General features: G+C 45.9%; 13 protein-coding genes. 8 read left to right on the top strand and 5 right to left on the bottom strand.

Annotated features, from left to right (window positions below):
- Positions 1–28 precede the first annotated feature (28 nt).
- Genes DN53_RS14900 through DN53_RS14890 form a run of 3 tightly spaced genes read left to right on the top strand, consistent with a single transcriptional unit; the run spans position 29 to position 2179 of the window.
- Positions 29–394, top strand: a complete 366-nt coding sequence (locus tag DN53_RS14900; RefSeq protein ID WP_165357451.1) for a DUF4907 domain-containing protein — start codon at positions 29–31, stop codon at positions 392–394.
- Positions 395–431: 37 nt separating this feature from the next.
- Positions 432–1439: a sensor histidine kinase gene (locus tag DN53_RS14895; protein ID WP_242502164.1), complete on the top strand. Its 1008-nt coding sequence runs from the start codon at positions 432–434 to the stop codon at positions 1437–1439.
- A gap of 14 nt (positions 1440–1453) precedes the next feature.
- On the top strand, positions 1454–2179 hold the full coding sequence (locus DN53_RS14890) for a LytR/AlgR family response regulator transcription factor (protein WP_129655508.1): 726 nt from the start codon (positions 1454–1456) through the stop codon (positions 2177–2179).
- 128 nt (positions 2180–2307) lie between these two features.
- Here the strand turns inward: DN53_RS14890 and DN53_RS14885 are convergent, their stop codons facing one another.
- The 5 genes from DN53_RS14885 to DN53_RS14865 form a co-directional block, all read right to left on the bottom strand.
- Complete coding sequence (locus DN53_RS14885) at positions 2308–4563, bottom strand: xanthine dehydrogenase family protein molybdopterin-binding subunit (protein WP_129655506.1); 2256 nt, start codon at positions 4561–4563, stop codon at positions 2308–2310.
- 33 nt (positions 4564–4596) lie between these two features.
- Complete coding sequence (locus DN53_RS14880) at positions 4597–6858, bottom strand: xanthine dehydrogenase family protein molybdopterin-binding subunit (RefSeq protein WP_129655504.1); 2262 nt, start codon at positions 6856–6858, stop codon at positions 4597–4599.
- A gap of 26 nt (positions 6859–6884) precedes the next feature.
- Complete coding sequence (locus DN53_RS14875) at positions 6885–7343, bottom strand: (2Fe-2S)-binding protein (protein ID WP_129655502.1); 459 nt, start codon at positions 7341–7343, stop codon at positions 6885–6887.
- Positions 7344–7614: 271 nt separating this feature from the next.
- A complete protein-coding gene (locus tag DN53_RS14870) occupies positions 7615–8712 on the bottom strand; it encodes an adenylate/guanylate cyclase domain-containing protein (protein WP_242502163.1) in 1098 nt (365 codons plus the stop codon).
- 92 nt (positions 8713–8804) lie between these two features.
- Positions 8805–12227, bottom strand: coding sequence for a PA14 domain-containing protein (locus DN53_RS14865; RefSeq protein WP_129655500.1), 3423 nt, complete (start codon positions 12225–12227; stop codon positions 8805–8807).
- 410 nt (positions 12228–12637) lie between these two features.
- On the opposite strand from DN53_RS14865, the gene rimP reads away from it, so the two are divergent.
- The 5 genes from rimP to DN53_RS14840 all read left to right on the top strand — a co-directional run bounded on the left by rimP (position 12638) and on the right by DN53_RS14840 (position 19638).
- The gene (gene rimP / locus DN53_RS14860) at positions 12638–13099 is read left to right on the top strand and encodes a ribosome assembly cofactor RimP (protein WP_129655498.1); all 462 of its coding nucleotides are present in this window, start codon (positions 12638–12640) and stop codon (positions 13097–13099) included.
- Between the two features lie 13 nt (positions 13100–13112).
- Positions 13113–14345 (top strand): transcription termination factor NusA, encoded by a 1233-nt coding sequence (gene nusA / locus DN53_RS14855; RefSeq protein ID WP_129655496.1) that lies wholly within the window; start codon positions 13113–13115, stop codon positions 14343–14345.
- Positions 14346–14387: 42 nt separating this feature from the next.
- On the top strand, positions 14388–17096 hold the full coding sequence (infB, locus tag DN53_RS14850) for a translation initiation factor IF-2 (RefSeq protein ID WP_129655494.1): 2709 nt from the start codon (positions 14388–14390) through the stop codon (positions 17094–17096).
- Between the two features lie 239 nt (positions 17097–17335).
- Entirely contained in the window at positions 17336–19216 is a 1881-nt protein-coding gene (locus tag DN53_RS14845) for a hypothetical protein (protein ID WP_129655492.1), read from the top strand.
- Positions 19207–19638 (top strand): hypothetical protein, encoded by a 432-nt coding sequence (locus tag DN53_RS14840; protein ID WP_129655490.1) that lies wholly within the window; start codon positions 19207–19209, stop codon positions 19636–19638. The genes DN53_RS14845 and DN53_RS14840 overlap by 10 nt, the downstream gene beginning before the upstream one ends.
- Positions 19639–19646: the final 8 nt, after the last annotated feature.

Below are 19646 nucleotides of genomic sequence, written 5' to 3'. Positions count from 1 at the left end.
AAGTTTGTCCAAGAAAAATTTTTCGGGAATGAAGGGATTGGGTTCCAATACTATGGCAAAAACCATGATGATGGTATTATTGATGTTCATTGGCGCCACGATTATTGGTTTGGGTTTCCTTTTTAAGGAGAGCAGTGAAGAGGAAGACAAAACCCAATTTCGGACAGAAGTTATTAAAGTTGGCAATGGGTATGGCTATCAAATATTTTATGGTGATAGACTGCTTATCCAACAAGAGTGTATTCCAGTGCTCAGGGGAAACGTCCCATTTCAAAATCCAGAAGATGCCACTTCCGTGGCGGGACTGGTTGTTGAAAAGATTGCGGAGAGACAATCCCCTGAGCTTTCCCTGGAAGACATTAAAGCCTTGGATGTTGTAATTTTAAGGCCTTAGCTAATATCGTATGGTTTCAGGGCGACCAAAAATAAGAATGTTCATTATCCATTTATCATTATGGATACTGTTGTACGGACTTTTTTTAATGCCATTTCTGTTTCAGTTCCGATTGATTCCACCGGACCTTCCTTTGCGACTTACCTTTGTGGTGGCGCTTTTTTACATAAACTATTATCTGCTCGTACCCCGGATTTTGTTGAAAAGGCATACGGCCTACTACATTGTTGCTTGTTTGGCCATTGTCTTGGGTATTGGGCTTATCATTAATTTAAGTTTTGATTTTGGACCTCGCGGTCCTGCCCGATTTATTGAAGATAGGGGAAGGGCTTCCGATTTTTGGGTGCGTCAGATTTTCACTATGCTCAATTTGAGTGCGCCGATTTTTGTGAGTGGACTCCTTCGGTTGTATATGGAGTGGAGAAGGAACGAAGGGCTTAGGGTCCAAGTGGAAAACGAAAAGGTCCATTCGGAGTTACAGGTCCTTAAAACACAGCTTAATCCCCATTTTCTATTTAATTCGCTGAATGCCATTTATTCACTTTCAGTAAAAAATTCCAGTATAACTTCCGAAGCGATCATCACCCTTTCCGAGCTCATGCGATATATGTTGTATGAAGCCGACAAGGAAAGTGTACCCTTGGGCAAAGAAATGGACTATATTAAAAATTATGTTCAGCTACAAAGGTTGCGCTTGTCCGATAGTGTCAACGTGAAGCTGCGGATGTCCGGGGATGAAAAAGGGAAAGAGTTGCCCCCTTTGCTCTTTATTTCCTTTATTGAAAATGCATTCAAGTACGGAACGGATTTTAAAGGAAAAACACATGTTGAAATAAACCTTCAGATAGAAAATGAGTCCATTGTGTTTAAGGTCAGGAATAGAATAGGTGCGCACAGGGCAGAACAGGGTAGCTCGGGAGTGGGTCTGGAGAATGTGAAAAATAGGTTGAACCTGTTGTATCCAAATAGGCATACCCTGGAAATAGTCAATGATGGCCAAAATTATGAAGTGACCCTTATTCTTGACTTGTGGCCTAAAGAATAGTAAATTGGTAAAGAATGAAATGTATCATAATTGATGATGAACCATTGGCAATAGATTTGTTGATGGAATATTGCCAGAAGCTGGACTTTGTGGAACTGGAAGGTACGTTTACCAATCCCCTGGAAGCTATTTCCATAATCAAGGAAAAAAAGGTGGACCTTATTTTCTGTGATATCGAAATGCCCCAGATCAACGGAATTGATTTCATTTCCTCTTTGGACAATACCCCTATGTTCATTTTCACCACGGCCTATTCGCAATATGCGGTTGAAGGCTTCAATTTGAATGCCATTGATTATCTGGTAAAGCCCATACCCTACAATCGGTTTATCAAGGCAATTTCAAGGGCCAAGGAAGTTATGGGCTACAAAAGACCCGTTGAGCCCCAGAATGTTTTTCCGTCCCACGGGGAAGGAACAAAATCCTCGGAATACATCTTTGTAAAGGCGGAGTATGAAAGTGTGAAGATCAATCTTAATGATTTGCAATATATCCAAGGACTTAAAGATTACCTTAAAATACATGTGCAGGGTACCAATAAGGCCATACTGACCTTGATGAGTTTCAAGGAGATTATGGAAAAGCTGCCGGCCCACCAGTTTTTAAGAGTACATAAATCCTTTGTGGTCAATATTTCATGCATCAAAACGGTGCAGAGGAACAGAATCGTGATCAATGATGTCCGAATTCCGATAGGGGAAAGCTACAAGGCCAATTTCTTCGACATCTTGAATTTATAATTGAGGGGATTTCTCCAGTATGGGAAAACATAAACCCTTTCAAGCTTAAGCTTTGGTGATTTTGTGGTCGAGAAAAGAGATGCTAGCTCTTTTAGCTCTCCCCAATCCATCTTGCCATAGCTTTAAAACTATATGGCTCCGTTCTTAAAAAAAGGTTGTTTATAGAGACGTTTTCCTGTTGCTTGATAGATGGCGTTGGCCAAGGCTGGGAATATGGGTGGAAAAGTGGGCTCTCCCAATCCGGTCGGGTCTATATCGCTCTTTACAAAATGTACCTCGATTTCCTTTGGGGCTTCTTGCATGCGGATCATTCGGTAGGTGTCGAAATTCTTTTTGGTTGGCATGCCCTCTTTGAAGGTAAGTTCGCCAAAAAGTGCATTTCCAATCCCGTCCACAATACCACCTTCCGCCAAATTTGTAGCTGCATCGGGATTCACCACTATGCCGCAGTCAACCGCACAGGTCACTTTCTGTACTTTGGGTTTCCCTTCCTCCATGACCATATCCAAGACTTGGGCTGCGTAGGAATTATGGCAAAAATAGGCGGCCACACCACGACTTGTCTTTGCATCTTGATTTCCCCATTCGGATTTTTCCTTGACCAGCTTTAAAACTCCGGCATAGCGTGCCGGGTCATAATCATTGGTCACGCCTTCCATAGGTTTATTGATAGCCCTATCTAACAGTTCCAGTCGAAAATCAATGGGGTCTTTTCCGGCGACTTCGGCTACCTCGTCCAAAAAGGATTGTTCGGCGCAGGCCATGAAATTGGAACTTGGAGCCCTAAAGGAGCCTACGGTAATGTTGCTGTCAATGGTCCAGCCCTCTGCCAAATAATGATCTACCGCCCCAGCTGGGAATCGGTTTTCATAAAGCGGACATTCGGGAACACCTCCGGCATTTACATGGTAGGCGATAAGGTTGTTGTTGGCATCCAACGCAGCCCTCAGTTTGGCATGGTAGGTTGGCCTATAGATGCCATCTGTCATATCATCCTCACGGGTATAGATCAGTTTTATGGGGGCTTCCATCCTTTGTGAAATCAGAGCGGCTTCCACGAGCCAATGGGCATAGGAACGCCTACCGTAACCACCGCCCAAGCGTGTCATTTTAATATCTATGTTCTCCAAGGGAATGCCTGTGCGGGCCGAAAGGGTCTGCTCCGTAAATTCCGGTTTTTGCAGAGGGCCTATCAATTCTGCTTTGCCGTCTTTCACATTCGCAAAAAAGTTCATGGGCTCCATACAGTTGTGTGCCAAAAACGGGGCGGTATAAGTGCGTTCAATCACTTTGGTGGCCGTTGCGAAAGCTTGTTCCGGATTTCCATCCCTACGACGGACTTCCCCTCCTTTTTCGGCCCTACTACGCATCTGGGCATAATGGTCCTCCGTGTTTTCAAGACCCTTTGGGGTATGTTGCTCCCAAGTAGTTCCAAATCTATCCCTGGTTTCTGTTGCGCTTTGGATGGGTTCACATTCTATTTTCAAGGCTTTTTTGGCTTGCATTACCTGCCAAGTGGAATCTCCTACGATTACCGCTACTTCATTATAAGTGCGGGTATCAAAGAAGGTCTTGATATAATCATCATTGAATACTTTGACTTTAAAGACATCCCGGATGCCCGGCATAGACCTAACCTCTGAGTCGTCTATGGATTTAAGTTGTAATCCAAAGGCCGGTGGATGCACGATCATGGCGATGAGCATACCTTCTTGATGGGTGTCGATGCCAAAAAGTGGTTTGCCGGTCACGATATTCATGCCGTCCACATTCTTTTGGGAGGTGCCAATGATGGTGAAATCGTTCTTCTCCTTGAGCTGTACTTCTTCGGGGACCTGCATTGATGCGGCCACGGAGGCCATGTCACCGTAGGTTGCAGAATTGCCGGAACCTTCATGGCTCAGCATTCCTCCGGAAGTTTTTATTTCGTCCGCAGGCACCTTCCAGGCTTGGGCTGCTGCCTCTTTCAGCATTTGCCGTGCCGATGCTCCTGCCATCCGTAAGCCGGTCCATCCTTGACGTAAAGCTTGACTTCCGCCAATAAATTGTCGCGTAAAGGCTCCTGTGTCCAACGGGGCTTGTTCAACCATGACATCTTTCCAGTCCACATCCAATTCATCGGCAATGATCATGGGCATGGACGTCTTTACATTCTGACCTGCTTCGGGGTTGGGGGACAGGATGGTGACCAATCCGTTTTCTCCAATTTTTAAGTAGCCGTTCAGTTCAAACCATTCTTTGGGCAGTTCTTTGGCTGCCATGTCCAAGCCTACTTTTGGCTTGCAGGAATTCAGCCAGCTAAAGCCCAGAACAAGTCCACCACTGGCCAGGCTGGTATTTTTGATAAACGCTCGTCTTCCGATTTTGGTTTTTATGGATGTCATTTAGTATGCCCTTGGGACGTATGTTTTTTATGGTTAACCCACCAAAGGTGGTTTGTCGGTGCTAAAAGGTTGTTTGGTAAATCTTCTGCCAGTGGCTTTGTACAGCGCATTGGCCAAAGCTCCAAATACGGGCGGAAATGGTGGTTCGCCCAATCCGGTCGGATCAATTTCGTTTTGCACGAAATGAACCTCAATTTCTTTTGGGGCCTCATTTTGTCGTATCATTTTATAGGTGTCAAAATTGGAATGGTCCGGCTTTCCATCGGTAAAGGACATGTTGCCGTACATGGCATTTCCAATGCCATCAACAATAGCTCCTTCGGCCATAAGGGAAGCTGCATCCGGATTTATGACAATGCCGCAATCAATGGCGCATGTCACCTTTTCAACCCGTGGTTGGTCCCCATCCATCACCACATCCACTACATGGGCGGCATAGCTATTATGGCAGAAATATGCGGAAACACCTCGATGGACTCCTGGTGGGGTTTGTCCCCAATTGGATTTTTCCTTGACCAGCTTCAATACGCCGGCAATACGGTCCGGGTCATAATCATTTTCTTCCCCCACTGGGTTTTCCTTGACCCGTTTGAGCAATTCCAACCTAAAATCGATAGGGTCTTTGCCTGCTGCCTCGGCCACTTCATCCAAGAAGGCCTGTTCTACGCCAGCAGTAAAATTGGATCGGGGTGCTCGGAACGCACCAATGGTAATGTTTGAATTGATGACCCATTGTTCCGCTAAATAATTATCGACCGCCCCCGCTGGAAAACGGTTGGCGAAGAGCGGACTTTCAGGAACGCCTCCAGATTTTACGTGGAAGGCTATCAGGTTGTTGTTTTCATCCAATGCGGCGCGGTAGGTGGCTTGGTAGGATGGACGATAAATTCCAAAAGTCATATCATCTTCCCTGCTGTACACCAACTTGATGGGCGTCTTGGCCTGTTTAGAGATCAGGGCAGCCTCAATGGCATAATGGCCATAGGCCCTACGTCCAAAACCGCCTCCCATTCGCGTCATTTCTATCTCAATTTTTTCCGCGGGTACATCCAAACGGGATGCCAAAGTGGATTCAATGATACTGGGGGCCTGTGATGGACCTGCCAGTTTGATGCCTTCCTCGGTCACATGGGCAAAGAAGTTCATGGGTTCCATACAGTTGTGTGCCAAAAACGGGCAGCTATAGGACCTTTCCAATACCTTAGCTGCATTTTTGAACGCGGATTCCGGGTCTCCATCCTTTCTGGCAATTTCCCCAGGTTGGGAAGCCATCTTCTCCATGAGCTCGTCATGCTTTTTGGTACTTTCCAATCCGCTGGGAACGGTCACCTCACTGATACTTCCAAAACGGTCGAAGGTGAGTTTTTTCTCAGTGATGGGCTCCCATTCTGCCTTGAGTTTCTTTTTGGCGTTCATGACCTCCCAAGTGGTTTTGCCCACAATGGCCACCAAATCTGGAAATGCGTTGGTGTCGAAAAAATTTCGGACAAAATTGTCGTCGTAGGTATTGATTTGGAATACATCCACAATACCGGGCATGTTGCGCACTTCGGAATCATCAAATGATTTCAGTTTCAGGCCAAAGGCAGGTGGATGTTCCACCATGGCGATCAAGGTGCCTTCGTATTGATAATCCAAGCCGAACATGGGCTCACCGGTCACAATCTGTTTGCCCTCTACATTTTTCTTTGAGTGACTGATGATCTTAAAATCTTTTACGGCCTTGGTTTCCACATTTTCGGGAACCTCCATGTTTGATGCGGCAGCGGCCATTTCACCAAACCCAGCGGTTTTTCCGGTGGCTTCATGACTCAATACCCCATCGGAAACCAAAATCTCGGAAACAGGGACTTGCCATGCTTCCGCAGCAGCTTGCTTTAGCATTTGTTTGGCGGTTGCCCCGGCCATGCGAAGGCCTTCCCAACTACGGCGAATACCTTGGCTTCCTCCAGTGAATTGCCGTTCGTATAATTCAGTGTTGAACGGAGCCTGTTTCACCAAAACATCTTTCCAGGAGATGTCCAGTTCCTCGGCAACGATCATGGGCATAGCGGTCATGACGCCTTGACCAAATTCGGGGTTTGGGCAGAAAATGGTGGCCACCCCATTATCACCTATTTTGATATATGCATTGATTTCAAACCACTCTTTGGGCATTTCAAGAGCTTGCTCAGTGGAAATGTTTTTGGGTTTGCAGGAGTTCAGCCAACTAAACCCAATAATCAATCCTCCACCGGCAAGGCCGGTATTTCGTATAAAGGCTCTTCGCCCGATATGTTTGTCTATCTGGTTCATGATTTTTGTTTTAGTATTGGTTTGACCTAGCTGTTTTCGGACGCTATTTTCACGGCCTTTTTAATCCGCAAATAAGTTCCACATCTACAAATGTTTCCATTCATGGCCATTTCTATTTCTTCGTCGCTTGGGTTGGGGTTCTTGTCCAACAAGGCTGCCGCAGTCATGATCTGGCCTGCTTGGCAATAGCCGCATTGGGGCACGTCCACATCCAACCATGCCTTTTGTACGGGATGGTCACCATTTTCGGATAGTCCTTCGATGGTGGTGATTTCAGAATTCCCCACCATGGATACGGTAAGCATACAAGATCGGGTGGCCGTGCCGTCCAAATGAACGGTACAGGCCCCGCATTGTGCAATGCCACAGCCATATTTGGTCCCTACAAGGTTCAAATGATCCCGCAATACCCACAGTATGGGTGTGGATGGATCTACGTCTACCTCTTTTACTTCTCCGTTGATTTTTAAATTCAGTTTTGCCATAATTGTAATGCTTGGCATGAAAATATCACTATTTGATGGAAAAAGGCTTACAAAATTCAAACACATTCAAAGGATTTAACACTCTTTTGGGGATTTTATGGTGGGTGATGGGTCTCTTTGGCCACCACCAGAAAGGTCCGTCACTTTTTGGTGCACTTTTGTGAGATTTAACGAATGGCCCGCAGGGGTGTTAACGATATTGTAAAAAGAGCAGATGGCGGATAGAAGATAAAATCCATAAAGAATCAATTCATCTTTATAAGGTATGTTTTTACATCAAGGGAGCAAAAATCGACACTTGTGCTTTCCGACCTTCCAGTTCCATGGTTCCCAAGGCTTCAAATCCAAATGGGGCTGTTGGCTCCAATAGGGTTTTTAATTCCCCGGAGAGAAGGAGTTCCTGATCAAGTGATTTGCATAATTTTTGTATTCGGGCAGTAACGTTCAGGACATCCCCTGTAAAAAATATTTCTTTTTTGAGGGCCCCGATTTCCCCGGTGGTCACATGGCCCATATGAAGTCCAGCCCTAAATGAGGGGGTCACACCATAGGTTTTAATGAAAAAAGCTGATTTTTTTTCAAGGGCTTCTTTCATGCTGTAAAAACACTGCACGCAATTTTGTTGGGTTAAGCCCTTGTCCTGTTTCCAGGTAATTACAATTTCATCTCCAATGTATTGGTACACTTCACCATGGTGTGCAATGATTGCGTTGGAAAGTTGGTTGTAGTAGTCCCTTAAAAAGCGGAAGTATTGTTGATGTCCCAATTGCTCTGCCAAGGATGTGGAGGATTTCATGTCCAGAAACATGAAAATGCGGGACTCCTCTTTAGGTTGATGGTACTTGCCCGAGAAAAAGTTAATCAGTACATCATGTCCCAGATGTTCACTGATGCCTGAATATAGCAACGAGACAAAAATGCTAAAGGCCAATGAGATCAAGGTGCTTAAAAAAGTTCGACTGACCACATAATTTGAAAATTTTTGCCATACTTCAGGATTTCCCAATGAAGTATTGAGCTCAAGACTCGCCGCAATGGGATAGGCAATCAGGTTGATGACCAACATGAACAAGAGGTAAAATCCCATTTTATATAGAATCTTTTGTCCAAAACCTTTGGATTTAAATAGTTTGCCCAACCAAAACACCTCTAGGGTCCCTACGGCCAAACCTACTATAAAAACCGCAAGGGAGGCGAATAGAAAAACATCCCAGGTAACCGTAATGTCCGTTTCGGGACGGACATTTTTATATTCGGTGGCCATGGATTCAATGAGCAAAATAAACCAACTGAGTACCAACCAAATGATGCCAAAAGGAAGAATCCGCTTAAAATAGAATACAGTCTTCGGATTTTGAAAAAGCCTCATGCCGTAAAGGTAACAGGAATTTGGAATGAAAAAACCTATTGGGTCTTAGCCAAGGGTTTGGTCCAAAATGGGGTGGTTTTTTTAGTTCAGGGTTAATCTTTGTTCACTCGGTAAGTAACCCTACGATTGGTGATTACGGTCCCCACTTTTACCGTTAGGGTGGCTTCATCCGAAGCAAGGGCATTGCAAGACCCCGAGGAGTTGGAAACCCATACGCGGAAGATGTACCCGTTTTTGTCCGTGCCTGCTCCGATAACGGAAAGATTGGCTGTTTGGGTCCCGGTATATTCCGAACCATCGGTAAGGGATACAAAATTGCTGCCCCCGTCGGTGCTCACTTCCCATTGGTAGGTGTCCACATTGCTAGCGGTTACGGAGAAGTTGGCAGCATTTCCTGCAACCACATTTTGGTCAGTGGGTTGACTTGAAATAGCGAATGGTGAAACGGTGATGGTCTGTTGTACGTCCAGAGAATTGCCGGAAGCATCGGTTATCCTATACGTACGAGTAATGATTTCTGGATTGGACCCGCCATCACTCACATCACTGATAAAAGTTACGGTAGGGTTTGGGTCGCAGTTATCGGCTTCGTCGTTGACAACGGTGACATCGGGTACGGGAATGTCATCTGTGCAATACACTGATAAGGGTGCTGGATTACTGGCTGTTGGCGCAACATTGTCCACGGTAATGGTGGACGTGGCAGCTATGTTGGGTGCGGCCGGGTCGCCGGGCATGCCTCCATATTCCACTAAATATCCTTTGGGTTGATAATCCCCGCTTGCAGCTCCTGTGTTGGAGAGGTCATTCCAAGAACCGGGAAGGCCGACTCCTGGGGCGGTGATATGTGCATAATCTTCGTCGCCTGAATTGTTCGGTTCACCGCCATTCCAAAATTCATAGGCATAAGCCGTTCCGGAGGAGTTTCCTCTCCAGAACAAAGTTCCGGCTTCAGGGCCTGTTACCCAGTACCAATCCCCTTCCAAGGCAGCATCACTGGCTCCGATCCATCCGGCTCCGGGAGCTTGGGATCCCAAAAGGTCAGATTCATCCTGAATGGAAATGGTGGCCAAATATCCTTGGAGCCCATAGAATGTTCGCAGGGCGGCGGCATCCCTGGCAGAGGTCCAAGTAATGCCCAATGCGGGTACATATTCGTAATAGTGTCCGGTAGAGGCCAGGTAATTGGCCTCGTTCAATACGATGGAGAAACTTCGGGTATCCCCAGAGGCAACGGTTGCGGTGGTTTGAAAAGTAACGGCTGCCACTGCGGTTTCAAACTCAGCCAGTGTGGCCGGACCGGTCAAGGTCAGTCTTCCTTCCGAAGAGCTCCAACTGGCGGTAATATTGGGATGTGTGCCCGTTAAGCTCAAGAGGTCGCCCGAGTTGTCATAATTGGAAGTGATCTGTATGTAGACCGCATCCAAAGTAGCGGTGTCCGGGTCTGAAATGGATACACTTTCAACAATGGCCATTGGACTGCCAGGGCAGAAGATCTGGTCTCCAGAGGCAGTAATGGATGGGGGTTGATTGCCATCATTGGTATCGTCCCTAAAATCCAAATCACCACCGGATGCAGTGTCCCCATCGGAATCTGGCAGCATAATGCTACCTCCACTGGTTGTTGTGGGGTCATCAATGGTTCCACCTGGGTCACTGTAATCGGTTGAGGTGTCTATACTATCATCCAGACCATCATTGTCGCTATCCGTTCCTGAGAGGGAAAGGGCGGCTTCCGTGGTGTCATTTGTTCCGTCATTGTCACTGTCCGTATCCAAAAAATCCGGTGTGCCATCCCCGTCGGTGTCCACGTAGGAAATTCCGCTGGTTTCATAGGCGTTGTCCAGTCCATCATTGTCCGAATCGTTACCAGTGGGCGCGGTATATCCAGAGGAGGTTTGGGCTTCCACATTATCGGGGATTCCGTCACCGTCGCTGTCAAGATCTTGGTAATTGGGGATGCCGTCCCCATCGGTATCAACGGTTGTACAATCCACAGTCCCATTGTAGCTGGCCCCATAGATTCTTGCTCCAATTTGGTAGGCCTCAATGCGAAGGTACTCCAAGGGATTTGTGTTTACGGTAAAGGTAACTTCCCGTATGGAGCCCGGTGCAGTATTGTCGGCATTGGCAATCCAGCCATTGCTGTTTCCTGCGGCATCCGAACGTTGTAATTGCATATCTGTATCGGTCACTGCGGGATCTGCCCCTAAAAATACACTTACATTGGTGCCTACCGGCAATGCGGTTGGGAACTGAAGAAGTAGGATGGAGCTTGCTCCGGGATATGTGGTGGCCGAGTTGGAGGCATATGTTGTCCCGGGATTTCCTTGGGCGTTGGAGTCATTGCTAAAGTGTCTGATATTGGTAGCTGATATGGCATAATTTACACTCAACCCGCCACATTCATCAGTATCCAATATACCATCGTTGTCGTCATCAACGTCAACACTGTCCTCAATGCCATCGCCGTCCAAATCTGCTATGGCTACACTGCAATTGGAATACAATATGGAAAAAGGTACGTTTTGTTTGGAAATGGAAGGGCCTTGGTATTGAACCGTCAGGGTCTCTCCACCGCTGTTTTCAAAAAACAGGACAGTGATGGGATGCAAGCCAGCAGTGAGGGATATGGAGCCCGACCTTTCTTGCGTGCCGTGTAGGCCATCGTTGTCCACCACTTGGGTTCCATCAATGAACAGCTTGGAACCGTCGTCTGATGAGGTGTAAAAAGTATAAGAACCTGCAGTGCTGATTTGGATATACCCTGAATATCGGATACTGAAAGTTTCCGCATCCCCCGGGTCTTCCTGATTTTGGAGGGCATCCACATCAAAACTGGAGAACACGCCTGTTCCCAAGGCTCCGGAAGTTGGGATATTGTCTGTGGTGTAACCTGATGGGACACTATCATAAAATTCAAAATCAAGCTCGCCGTTGCATATTCCAGAATATCCAACAACCGAAACATCATCAATATAATATTGCTCATCATTGTCATGGTTGAGCATTTGTACCCTGATTTCGAGGGTGGAATTCCCGGTAGTGGATAGGTTTACCGTATAAGAAGGGTCCAGTGGGTCCGAATCCGATCCAGAGGCATTTACGAATTGCTGCCAAGATCCTCCGTCAATACGGTATGCTCCTCTGAAATAATCATTGCCATTGTCCATTTCATCTTCATCATCCACCCAGGTTTCCATGCTGAAACTAATGAAACCGTATCCCGTGATATCAATCGGATCAGTTTGCCAGGTACCTTCTGAGTCCAAATTTCTTCCCCTTAGTGTATTGTTTCGAACGGATAGCCTTCCCCCTCTATTAGTGCTCCAGTCTGAAGCGGAAGGACCTGTGGCAGTTCCGGTTTCAGTACCATTGCCATAACTGAAGTTCTCGTTCCAAATGGTGGTTTGGGAGAATAGGGATAAACTGCACTGCAAGAAAAGGATAAGGACAAGATAGTTCCTTAGTGATTTTCTTTTTGCTGTCTGTCTGCCATGTATGATCAAGCCCATTACCACTTTTGTGTTTAAGAGTGCAAAACTAACCGCGGGAAGTTCTGTTGAAAATATTTGTTGTGAAATGGGGGAATACGGATGTTTATTGGGGATATATATGATTCTGGCCGCCTATTCCCGGATAATGGAGGGATTCTGGACATCTTTTTGTTTGGAAAGGTAGAGGAAGCAAATAGGGTGTGGGACGGGATGCTTTCTTGGATTCAAATCGCAAAAACAGTTTTGTGACCTTAGTTTGCACATACTGATATAATTATCGTATATTTGCGCAGCTGAACGGATATAAAAGTATTCATGAGGGGACTTAGAGTCCCCTCTTTTATTGGCAAAATCCTTTTTGATCACCAAGAAAACCTAGTATTGCCGCTTCAGTTTTTGGAAAGGGACAACCTTTATTTGATGTGCTCATGTTGAAAGAAAAAGTGGAATCGTTGTTGAACAAGGCTTTGGAGGAACATCCATCTTTGTTTTTGATTGATTTTACCGTAGGAGGGGATAACACCATAAGGGTGGTTTTGGACGGAGATAACGGGGTCGATCTTCAGGATTGCATGAATGTGAGTCGTGCCATAGAGCACAACTTGGATCGTGAAGAAGAGGATTTTTCTTTGGAGGTCACCTCGGCGGGAGCTACATCCCCATTACGGTTGCCACGTCAGTATACAAAGAATATTGGTAGAAAAATAAAGGTCAGGACAGGTGGTGAAGAGTTGGAAGGCACCTTGGTCCAGACCTCGGAAAATAGTATTACCTTGGAGTGGAAGGCACGTGAGCCCAAACCCGTGGGTAAAGGAAAAGTTACCGTACAGAAAAAGCAGGAAATTGCATTTTCTGACATACAGGAAGCAAAAGTTATTTTAAAATTTTAATTGTAGTTTAAAAATGGAAAACCTAGCGCTCATCGAATCCTTTTCGGAGTTTAAGGACGATAAGTTTATTGACAGGGTGACCCTTATGGCCATTTTGGAAGATGTGTTCCGAAATGCACTCAAGAAAAAATTTGGTTCCGATGATAACTTTGATATCATCATCAACCCAGATAAAGGGGATTTGGAGATTTGGAGAAACCGAGTTGTGGTAGAGGACGGTGAAGTGGAAGACCCCAACGAGGAAATCTCCCTTACGGAAGCTAGAAAAATCGAGCCCGATTTTGAGGTTGGGGAAGATGTTTCCGAAGAAGTAAAGTTGATCGACCTTGGGAGAAGGGCCATTTTGGCCTTGCGCCAAAACCTTATCTCCAAGATCCATGAGCACGATAATACCACCATCTACAAGCAATTTAAAGACTTGGAGGGTGAGATTTACACCGCTGAGGTACACCACATTCGTCACAAGGCCATTATTTTGTTGGATGATGAAGGGAACGAGATCATTCTTCCAAAGGAAAAGCAGATTCCATCTGACTTTTTCCGCAAGGGCGATAACGTAAGGGGTATCATCGAGAGCGTGGAATTGAAAGGAAACAAGCCTACCATCATTATGTCACGGACCTCACCTATTTTCTTGGAGCAATTGTTCTTCCAGGAAATCCCAGAAGTGTTCGATGGTTTGATCACCATTAAAAAAGCCGTTCGTATCCCGGGCGAAAAAGCAAAAGTTGCTGTGGATTCGTATGACGATAGGATTGATCCCGTAGGAGCTTGTGTGGGAATGAAAGGTAGTCGAATCCATGGAATTGTCCGTGAATTGGGCAATGAAAATATTGATGTGATCAACTGGACCAACAATGCACAATTGATGGTCACTAGGGCATTGAGCCCGGCAAGGGTATCGTCCGTTAAGTTGAACGATGAGAAAAAGACAGCTCAGGTTTACTTAAAGCCTGAGGAAGTGTCCAAAGCTATCGGTAGAGGAGGTCATAACATTCGATTGGCGGGTCAATTGACTGGTTATGAGATTGATGTGTTCCGTGAAGGAGTTGAGGAAGATGTGGAATTGACCGAATTCTCGGATGAGATAGAAAGCTGGGTGATAGAGGAATTCAAGAAAATTGGATTGGATACCGCCCGAAGCGTTTTGGAACAAGATGTAAGTGACTTGGTGAAGCGAACCGACCTGGAAGAGGAAACTGTACAGGAAGTCGTTCGTATCCTCAGGGAAGAATTTGAAGATTAAACTATATATTAGCAGCGAATTTTAGGGCAAGCAAAACAATTTATGGCAGGAAACCCAACAATACGACTTAACAAAGTTCTCAGGGAATTGAACATTTCGCTTGATCGAGCAGTGGACTACCTTTCCTCAAAAGGTCATGAGGTAGAGGCGCGTCCCACTACAAAGATCACGGACGAAGTGTATCAAGTACTGTTGGATGAGTTCCAAACGGATAAGAGTAAAAAGGTAGCTTCCAAGGAGGTCGGTGAAGAAAAGCGCAAGGAGAAGGAAGCCATCAGGGTCCAGATGGAACAGGAACAGGAAGAACGCAGACTGGCTAGGGAGAAAAGAGAGGCAGAACAGCAGGTGATCAAGGCCAAAGCGGAACTTGCAGGTCCAAAGACCGTGGGCAAGATAGATTTGGACCAAAAGCCGGAAACGCCCAAAGAAAAGGAAAAGGAAGAGGAAACCAAAGTGGTGGCGGAAGCGCCCAAAGTGGAAGTGGAAGCTCCCAAAAAAGAGGAGACCGCTCCTGTCAAAGAGGTCAAGGAGGTCAAAAAGGTAGAGGTAAAAGAGGAGAAGGAAGAAGCGCCAGCGGAGTCCGGTACCATTAAGACCCAATACAAGAAACTATCCGGCCCCAAAATTACGGGAGATAAGATAGACCTTTCGCAATTCAACAAGCCCAAAAAGAAGAAGGAAGATCAGAAAAAATCCGATGCCAACGGATCTGATAACAGTGCCGATAGAAGAAAGCGAAGGAAACGGATTGTAAAAAACGATTCCCAATCTGGCGGAGGACGTCCGAATAGGGGTAATGGACCCGGTAGAAGAGGTGCTCCAAGAGGAGCTGTTCCCAAAGTGGAGCCTACCGAGGAAGAAGTACAAAAACAAGTGCGGGAAACCTTGGAAAAACTCCAAGGGAAATCCAGCAAGGGCAAAGGTGCCAAATATAGAAGGGAGAAAAGGGACCAACACCGTCAACAGACTGAAAAGGACCTCGAACAACAAGAACTGGAGAGCAAGATTCTCAAGGTAACGGAGTTTGTTACCGTGAACGAGGTGGCCACCATGATGGATGTGTCCACCACCAAGATCATCTCCGCTTGTATGTCCTTGGGGATCATGGTGACCATGAACCAGCGTTTGGATGCCGAGACCCTTTCCATCGTTGCCGATGAATTTGGGTACGAAGTGGAGTTTGTCACTGCGGAAATCGAGGAGACCATTGAGGAGGTGGAAGATGCACCGGAAGATATGGTGCCAAGAGCTCCCATTGTTACCGTAATGGGTCACGTGGACCACGGTAAAACCTCGTTGTTGGATTATGTCAGGGAAGAAAACGTGATTGCCGGTGAAAGTGGGGGTATCACCCAGCACATTGGTGCTTACGGGGTAACACTGGAAAACGGACAACGGATCACCTTTTTGGATACACCGGGTCACGAGGCGTTTACCGCAATGCGGGCACGTGGAGCCCAGGTTACCGATATTGCCATCATTGTAATTGCTGCGGATGACGATATCATGCCACAGACCAAGGAGGCCATTAGCCATGCCCAAGCGGCTGGGGTGCCCATTGTGTTTGCCATAAACAAAGTGGATAAACCTACCGCCAACCCAGATAAGATCAAAGAAGGCCTTGCCCAAATGAACCTTTTGGTGGAAGATTGGGGAGGTAAGATCCAATCCCATGATATATCGGCCAAAACAGGTCAGGGTGTCAAGGAGTTGTTGGAAAAAGTATTGTTGGAAGCAGAATTGCTGGAACTCAAAGCCAATCCGGATAGATTGGCCTCAGGTACCGTAGTGGAGGCCTTTTTGGACAAAGGACGAGGATATGTTTCCACCATTTTGGTCCAAACCGGTACCTTAAAGATCGGGGATTATGTATTGGCCGGAACCTGTAGTGGTAAAGTAAGGGCCATGCAGGATGAACGTGGTAAAAATGTGAAAAAGGCTGGACCTGCCACACCTATTTCAATCTTGGGATTGGATGGGGCGCCGCAGGCAGGGGACCGATTCAATGTGTTGGAAGATGAACGGGAAGCAAAGCAAATTGCGGCCAAACGTTCCCAGTTGCAGCGTGAGCAATCCGTTAGGACACAGCGACACATTACCTTGGACGAAATTGGAAGACGAATCGCATTGGGTGATTTCAAAGAGCTCAACATTATCCTTAAAGGGGATGTGGATGGTTCTGTGGAGGCCTTGACGGATTCCTTCCAAAAACTGTCAACGGACGAGATCCAAGTGAATATCATCCACAAAGGTGTGGGTGCCATCACGGAATCCGATGTGTTGTTGGCCAGTGCCTCTGATGCGATCATTATTGGATTCAACGTTAGGCCAATGGGCAACGCCCGTATCGTGGCGGAGAAAGAAGAAATCGATATCAGGACCTATTCCATCATCTATGATGCCATCAATGATCTGAAAGACGCCATGGAGGGTATGCTTTCACCAGTGATGAAAGAAGAGGTGACCGGAAACGCCGAGATCAGGGAAACCTTCAAGATTTCCAAGATCGGGACCATTGCAGGTTGTATGGTCACCAGTGGAAAGATCTTCAGAAACTCACAGATTAGACTTATCCGTGACGGAGTGGTCGTCTTTACAGGCGAACTGGCATCCTTGAAACGATTCAAGGACGATGTGAAGGAAGTTTCCAAAGGCTACGATTGTGGTCTGCAGATCAAAAACTACAATGATATCCGGGAGGGTGATATTGTAGAAGCCTTCCAAGAGGTGGCCGTGAAGAAAAAACTCTAGAGGTTTACCGATAAATAGATAAATAAAAAATCCCGTCTTGTACGGGATTTTTTCATTTGGGGCCGTTCAGTTCGGTGCAAGGAGCACGGCATCCGGATACCCACAATTCTCCAATCCATCAATTGAAAATACCCATCCGTCAATTGGTAAGGGCCACCCATCAATTATAAATAATTTCTTTCAAGGAATGAAAGTACTTTTTGATGGATGAAATCACTTCGCCCTAAATCCATTGACCTATGAACAAAAACTACATTCCAACCCTGATCGTGATCGTATTGGGAATCATGGTCCAATCCTGCGAAAAAGAGAATCCCCCGCTTCAAGAAAAAGACCAAACGGTGGATACGGACAATGCCAAGGTCATTATGGGAGATACCTTGGAGATCCCCTATACGGTCGCCAATATGCAAACGGCCTTTGACAATCTTATCTTCAATCTAAAGAAGAACTCCAAGACCAGTAAGCTGGCAAAGACCTTTAAAGATGGGGATGATATTGAGATACTCCCATCCCACTACTATTATCGTTTTTTGCCCAAGGACAGTCTGGAACACGATCGGTTGGTCAATGATACCATCCTCCAAGTGTCCAACATACCCTTGCACCTAAAGGTGGTGGAGGAAGGGGATTATTACGACGACCCGGACCTAGAGGGGGATGAAAACCCGGGAGACCTCGCTTACCTCTATGCCGTGGTACCCTACGACCATCCCGTTCCCGAAAACGTACACAAAGAACTGTTGGACACCCATTATTTTGCCCCGGAACAGTCCAAAGAGGAGCCGGTGGAGGGTGAAGTAGCGGTGAAACAGCCTGTGAACAAGACCACCAAGGACATTCTCAATGTTGATGAAAATGGGGAGGTTTTTGAATACTTGGAACTCGAGGCACTGAAGTTGACCAACAACCTGGACGAGGACGAGCTGGCCGTATTGCGGTTTTACCTGCCCAACGATACTACGGCCACCCTGTACAGTTATGATCAAGCCGCCCAATTGGGGTACGAGCAAAAACAACTGATCTTGGACCTGAACTCCATAGATGCCCTATTGGAGCAGGAGACCTTGGCCAACCGGAACAAATGGAACCCCAAGGGAACCATTACCGTTCGGGAAGATGTGGTGAAAAAGACGGTGGGTGTTGTGGGTGCCGAGGTGAAGGTGCGCAAATGGGGTTTGGTAGTGATCAAACGTGTGCGTACCAACCACAAAGGCGAGTTCCGTACCAGTAGCACCAGCACCAAACGGGTAAAGTATGCCGTGTATTTTAACAGTCCATGGAAATTCAAGGTTATGGCGGGGACTGTTTTTATGGAGGCAAGGCACCGGGGGACAAGAACCTATAAAAAGCAGTCATGGAGCCAACATTTTTCTTCGGGCAGGGGCCAGTTTTATGCATTGGTGCACAACGCCGCCTATGATTATTATACTAGGGTGGTACCTACATATGGACTGAAGAAGCCAAGGAAATGTAGGATCAGTGCAAAATATGACCTTTGTGGCAGTTCTGAGCACAGGTCCGATATATTGACCCTTTTGCCAACATCGGACATTAGGGTAACGAGAAATGGTAAGGATGAGAACAAGAATTGCATCTACCGGGGCACAGATGGTATTTATGCTACCACCGTACATGAGCTTACCCATGCGGGCCACCGCGAACTGGACCCGGGGATGTTCAGTGTATTGCATAGCAAGAACTGCGAGCGGTTGATGCTGCGTGAAAGCTGGGCCGAAGGGGTAGAGACCATTGTGACGAATGATAGGTATAAACGTCTAAGCTCAACCTATATTAATCCCACTAACGACAATATAGGGTGGAATTATCAAAGACAAAGAAATACGGTGGATGAAATGACAGAATACACTCCAATTGTAGCAGATTTGATAGATAACCTAGACCAAAATGAAGTTTTTTCGAATATCTACCCGACAGATCGAGTTAAAAACTATAATCTACAACAAATACAAAAAGCATTGGATAATTGTAGAACCCTAGATTGTTGGAGAAGTAATCTTAAGAGTTACTATCATAATTCAAGTGAACAGTATTTAAATGAACTCTTTGGTTATGTGAAAGGAGTTCTTAACAATAACAATCCCAAAAAATGCAAATAAGACTATTATTATCATTGATGCTGATTGTAATGCTTAATGCATGTACAGACGAACCAGATTTAATTCAATTCTCAGTAAGTATCAAAAATAGCACTGATAAAACATTTGAAATACGGTGTTTTAGTCAAGGTAAACTACAGGTTCAAAAAAGTCTGAGTCAGGGTGAAGCTAAAAATATTTGCACCTACACTTCAGAATTCTTTATTGGACTTGCCGGATGCCAAAAAGATTCTGTGGTAGTGGAATTCAATAATTCAAAAGGGTACATTGATATACGCTTAGGCAACAATCTAAACGAATACCGTTTTTTGGACAATAAATCCATATTTATTCAAGGAAATGGCTTCCAAAATGTAGGTAACGAGTATGAATTTTCAATCACTCAACAGGATTTCGAAAACGCTTTTGAACTGCCAAAGTAGTAGAACAA

This window comes from Flagellimonas olearia (assembly GCF_004150225.1).
GTDB lineage: Bacteria > Bacteroidota > Bacteroidia > Flavobacteriales > Flavobacteriaceae > Flagellimonas > Flagellimonas olearia.
Note: the sequence above shows the minus strand (reverse complement) of the source record. Positions and strands in the feature narration are given on the sequence as shown.

Bases quoted from the DNA above. Each gene is read 5' to 3' on its own strand.
- DN53_RS14900 (WP_165357451.1), top strand. From the start codon at position 29: ATGAAGGGATTGGGTTCCAATACTATGGCAAAAACCATGATGATGGTA.
- DN53_RS14895 (WP_242502164.1), top strand. From the start codon at position 432: ATGTTCATTATCCATTTATCATTATGGATACTGTTGTACGGACTTTTT.
- DN53_RS14890 (WP_129655508.1), top strand. From the start codon at position 1,454: ATGAAATGTATCATAATTGATGATGAACCATTGGCAATAGATTTGTTG.
- DN53_RS14885 (WP_129655506.1), bottom strand. From the start codon at position 4,563: ATGACATCCATAAAAACCAAAATCGGAAGACGAGCGTTTATCAAAAAT.
- DN53_RS14880 (WP_129655504.1), bottom strand. From the start codon at position 6,858: ATGAACCAGATAGACAAACATATCGGGCGAAGAGCCTTTATACGAAAT.
- DN53_RS14875 (WP_129655502.1), bottom strand. From the start codon at position 7,343: ATGGCAAAACTGAATTTAAAAATCAACGGAGAAGTAAAAGAGGTAGAC.
- DN53_RS14870 (WP_242502163.1), bottom strand. From the start codon at position 8,712: ATGAGGCTTTTTCAAAATCCGAAGACTGTATTCTATTTTAAGCGGATT.
- DN53_RS14865 (WP_129655500.1), bottom strand. From the start codon at position 12,227: ATGGGCTTGATCATACATGGCAGACAGACAGCAAAAAGAAAATCACTA.
- rimP (WP_129655498.1), top strand. From the start codon at position 12,638: ATGTTGAAAGAAAAAGTGGAATCGTTGTTGAACAAGGCTTTGGAGGAA.
- nusA (WP_129655496.1), top strand. From the start codon at position 13,113: ATGGAAAACCTAGCGCTCATCGAATCCTTTTCGGAGTTTAAGGACGAT.
- infB (WP_129655494.1), top strand. From the start codon at position 14,388: ATGGCAGGAAACCCAACAATACGACTTAACAAAGTTCTCAGGGAATTG.
- DN53_RS14845 (WP_129655492.1), top strand. From the start codon at position 17,336: ATGAACAAAAACTACATTCCAACCCTGATCGTGATCGTATTGGGAATC.
- DN53_RS14840 (WP_129655490.1), top strand. From the start codon at position 19,207: ATGCAAATAAGACTATTATTATCATTGATGCTGATTGTAATGCTTAAT.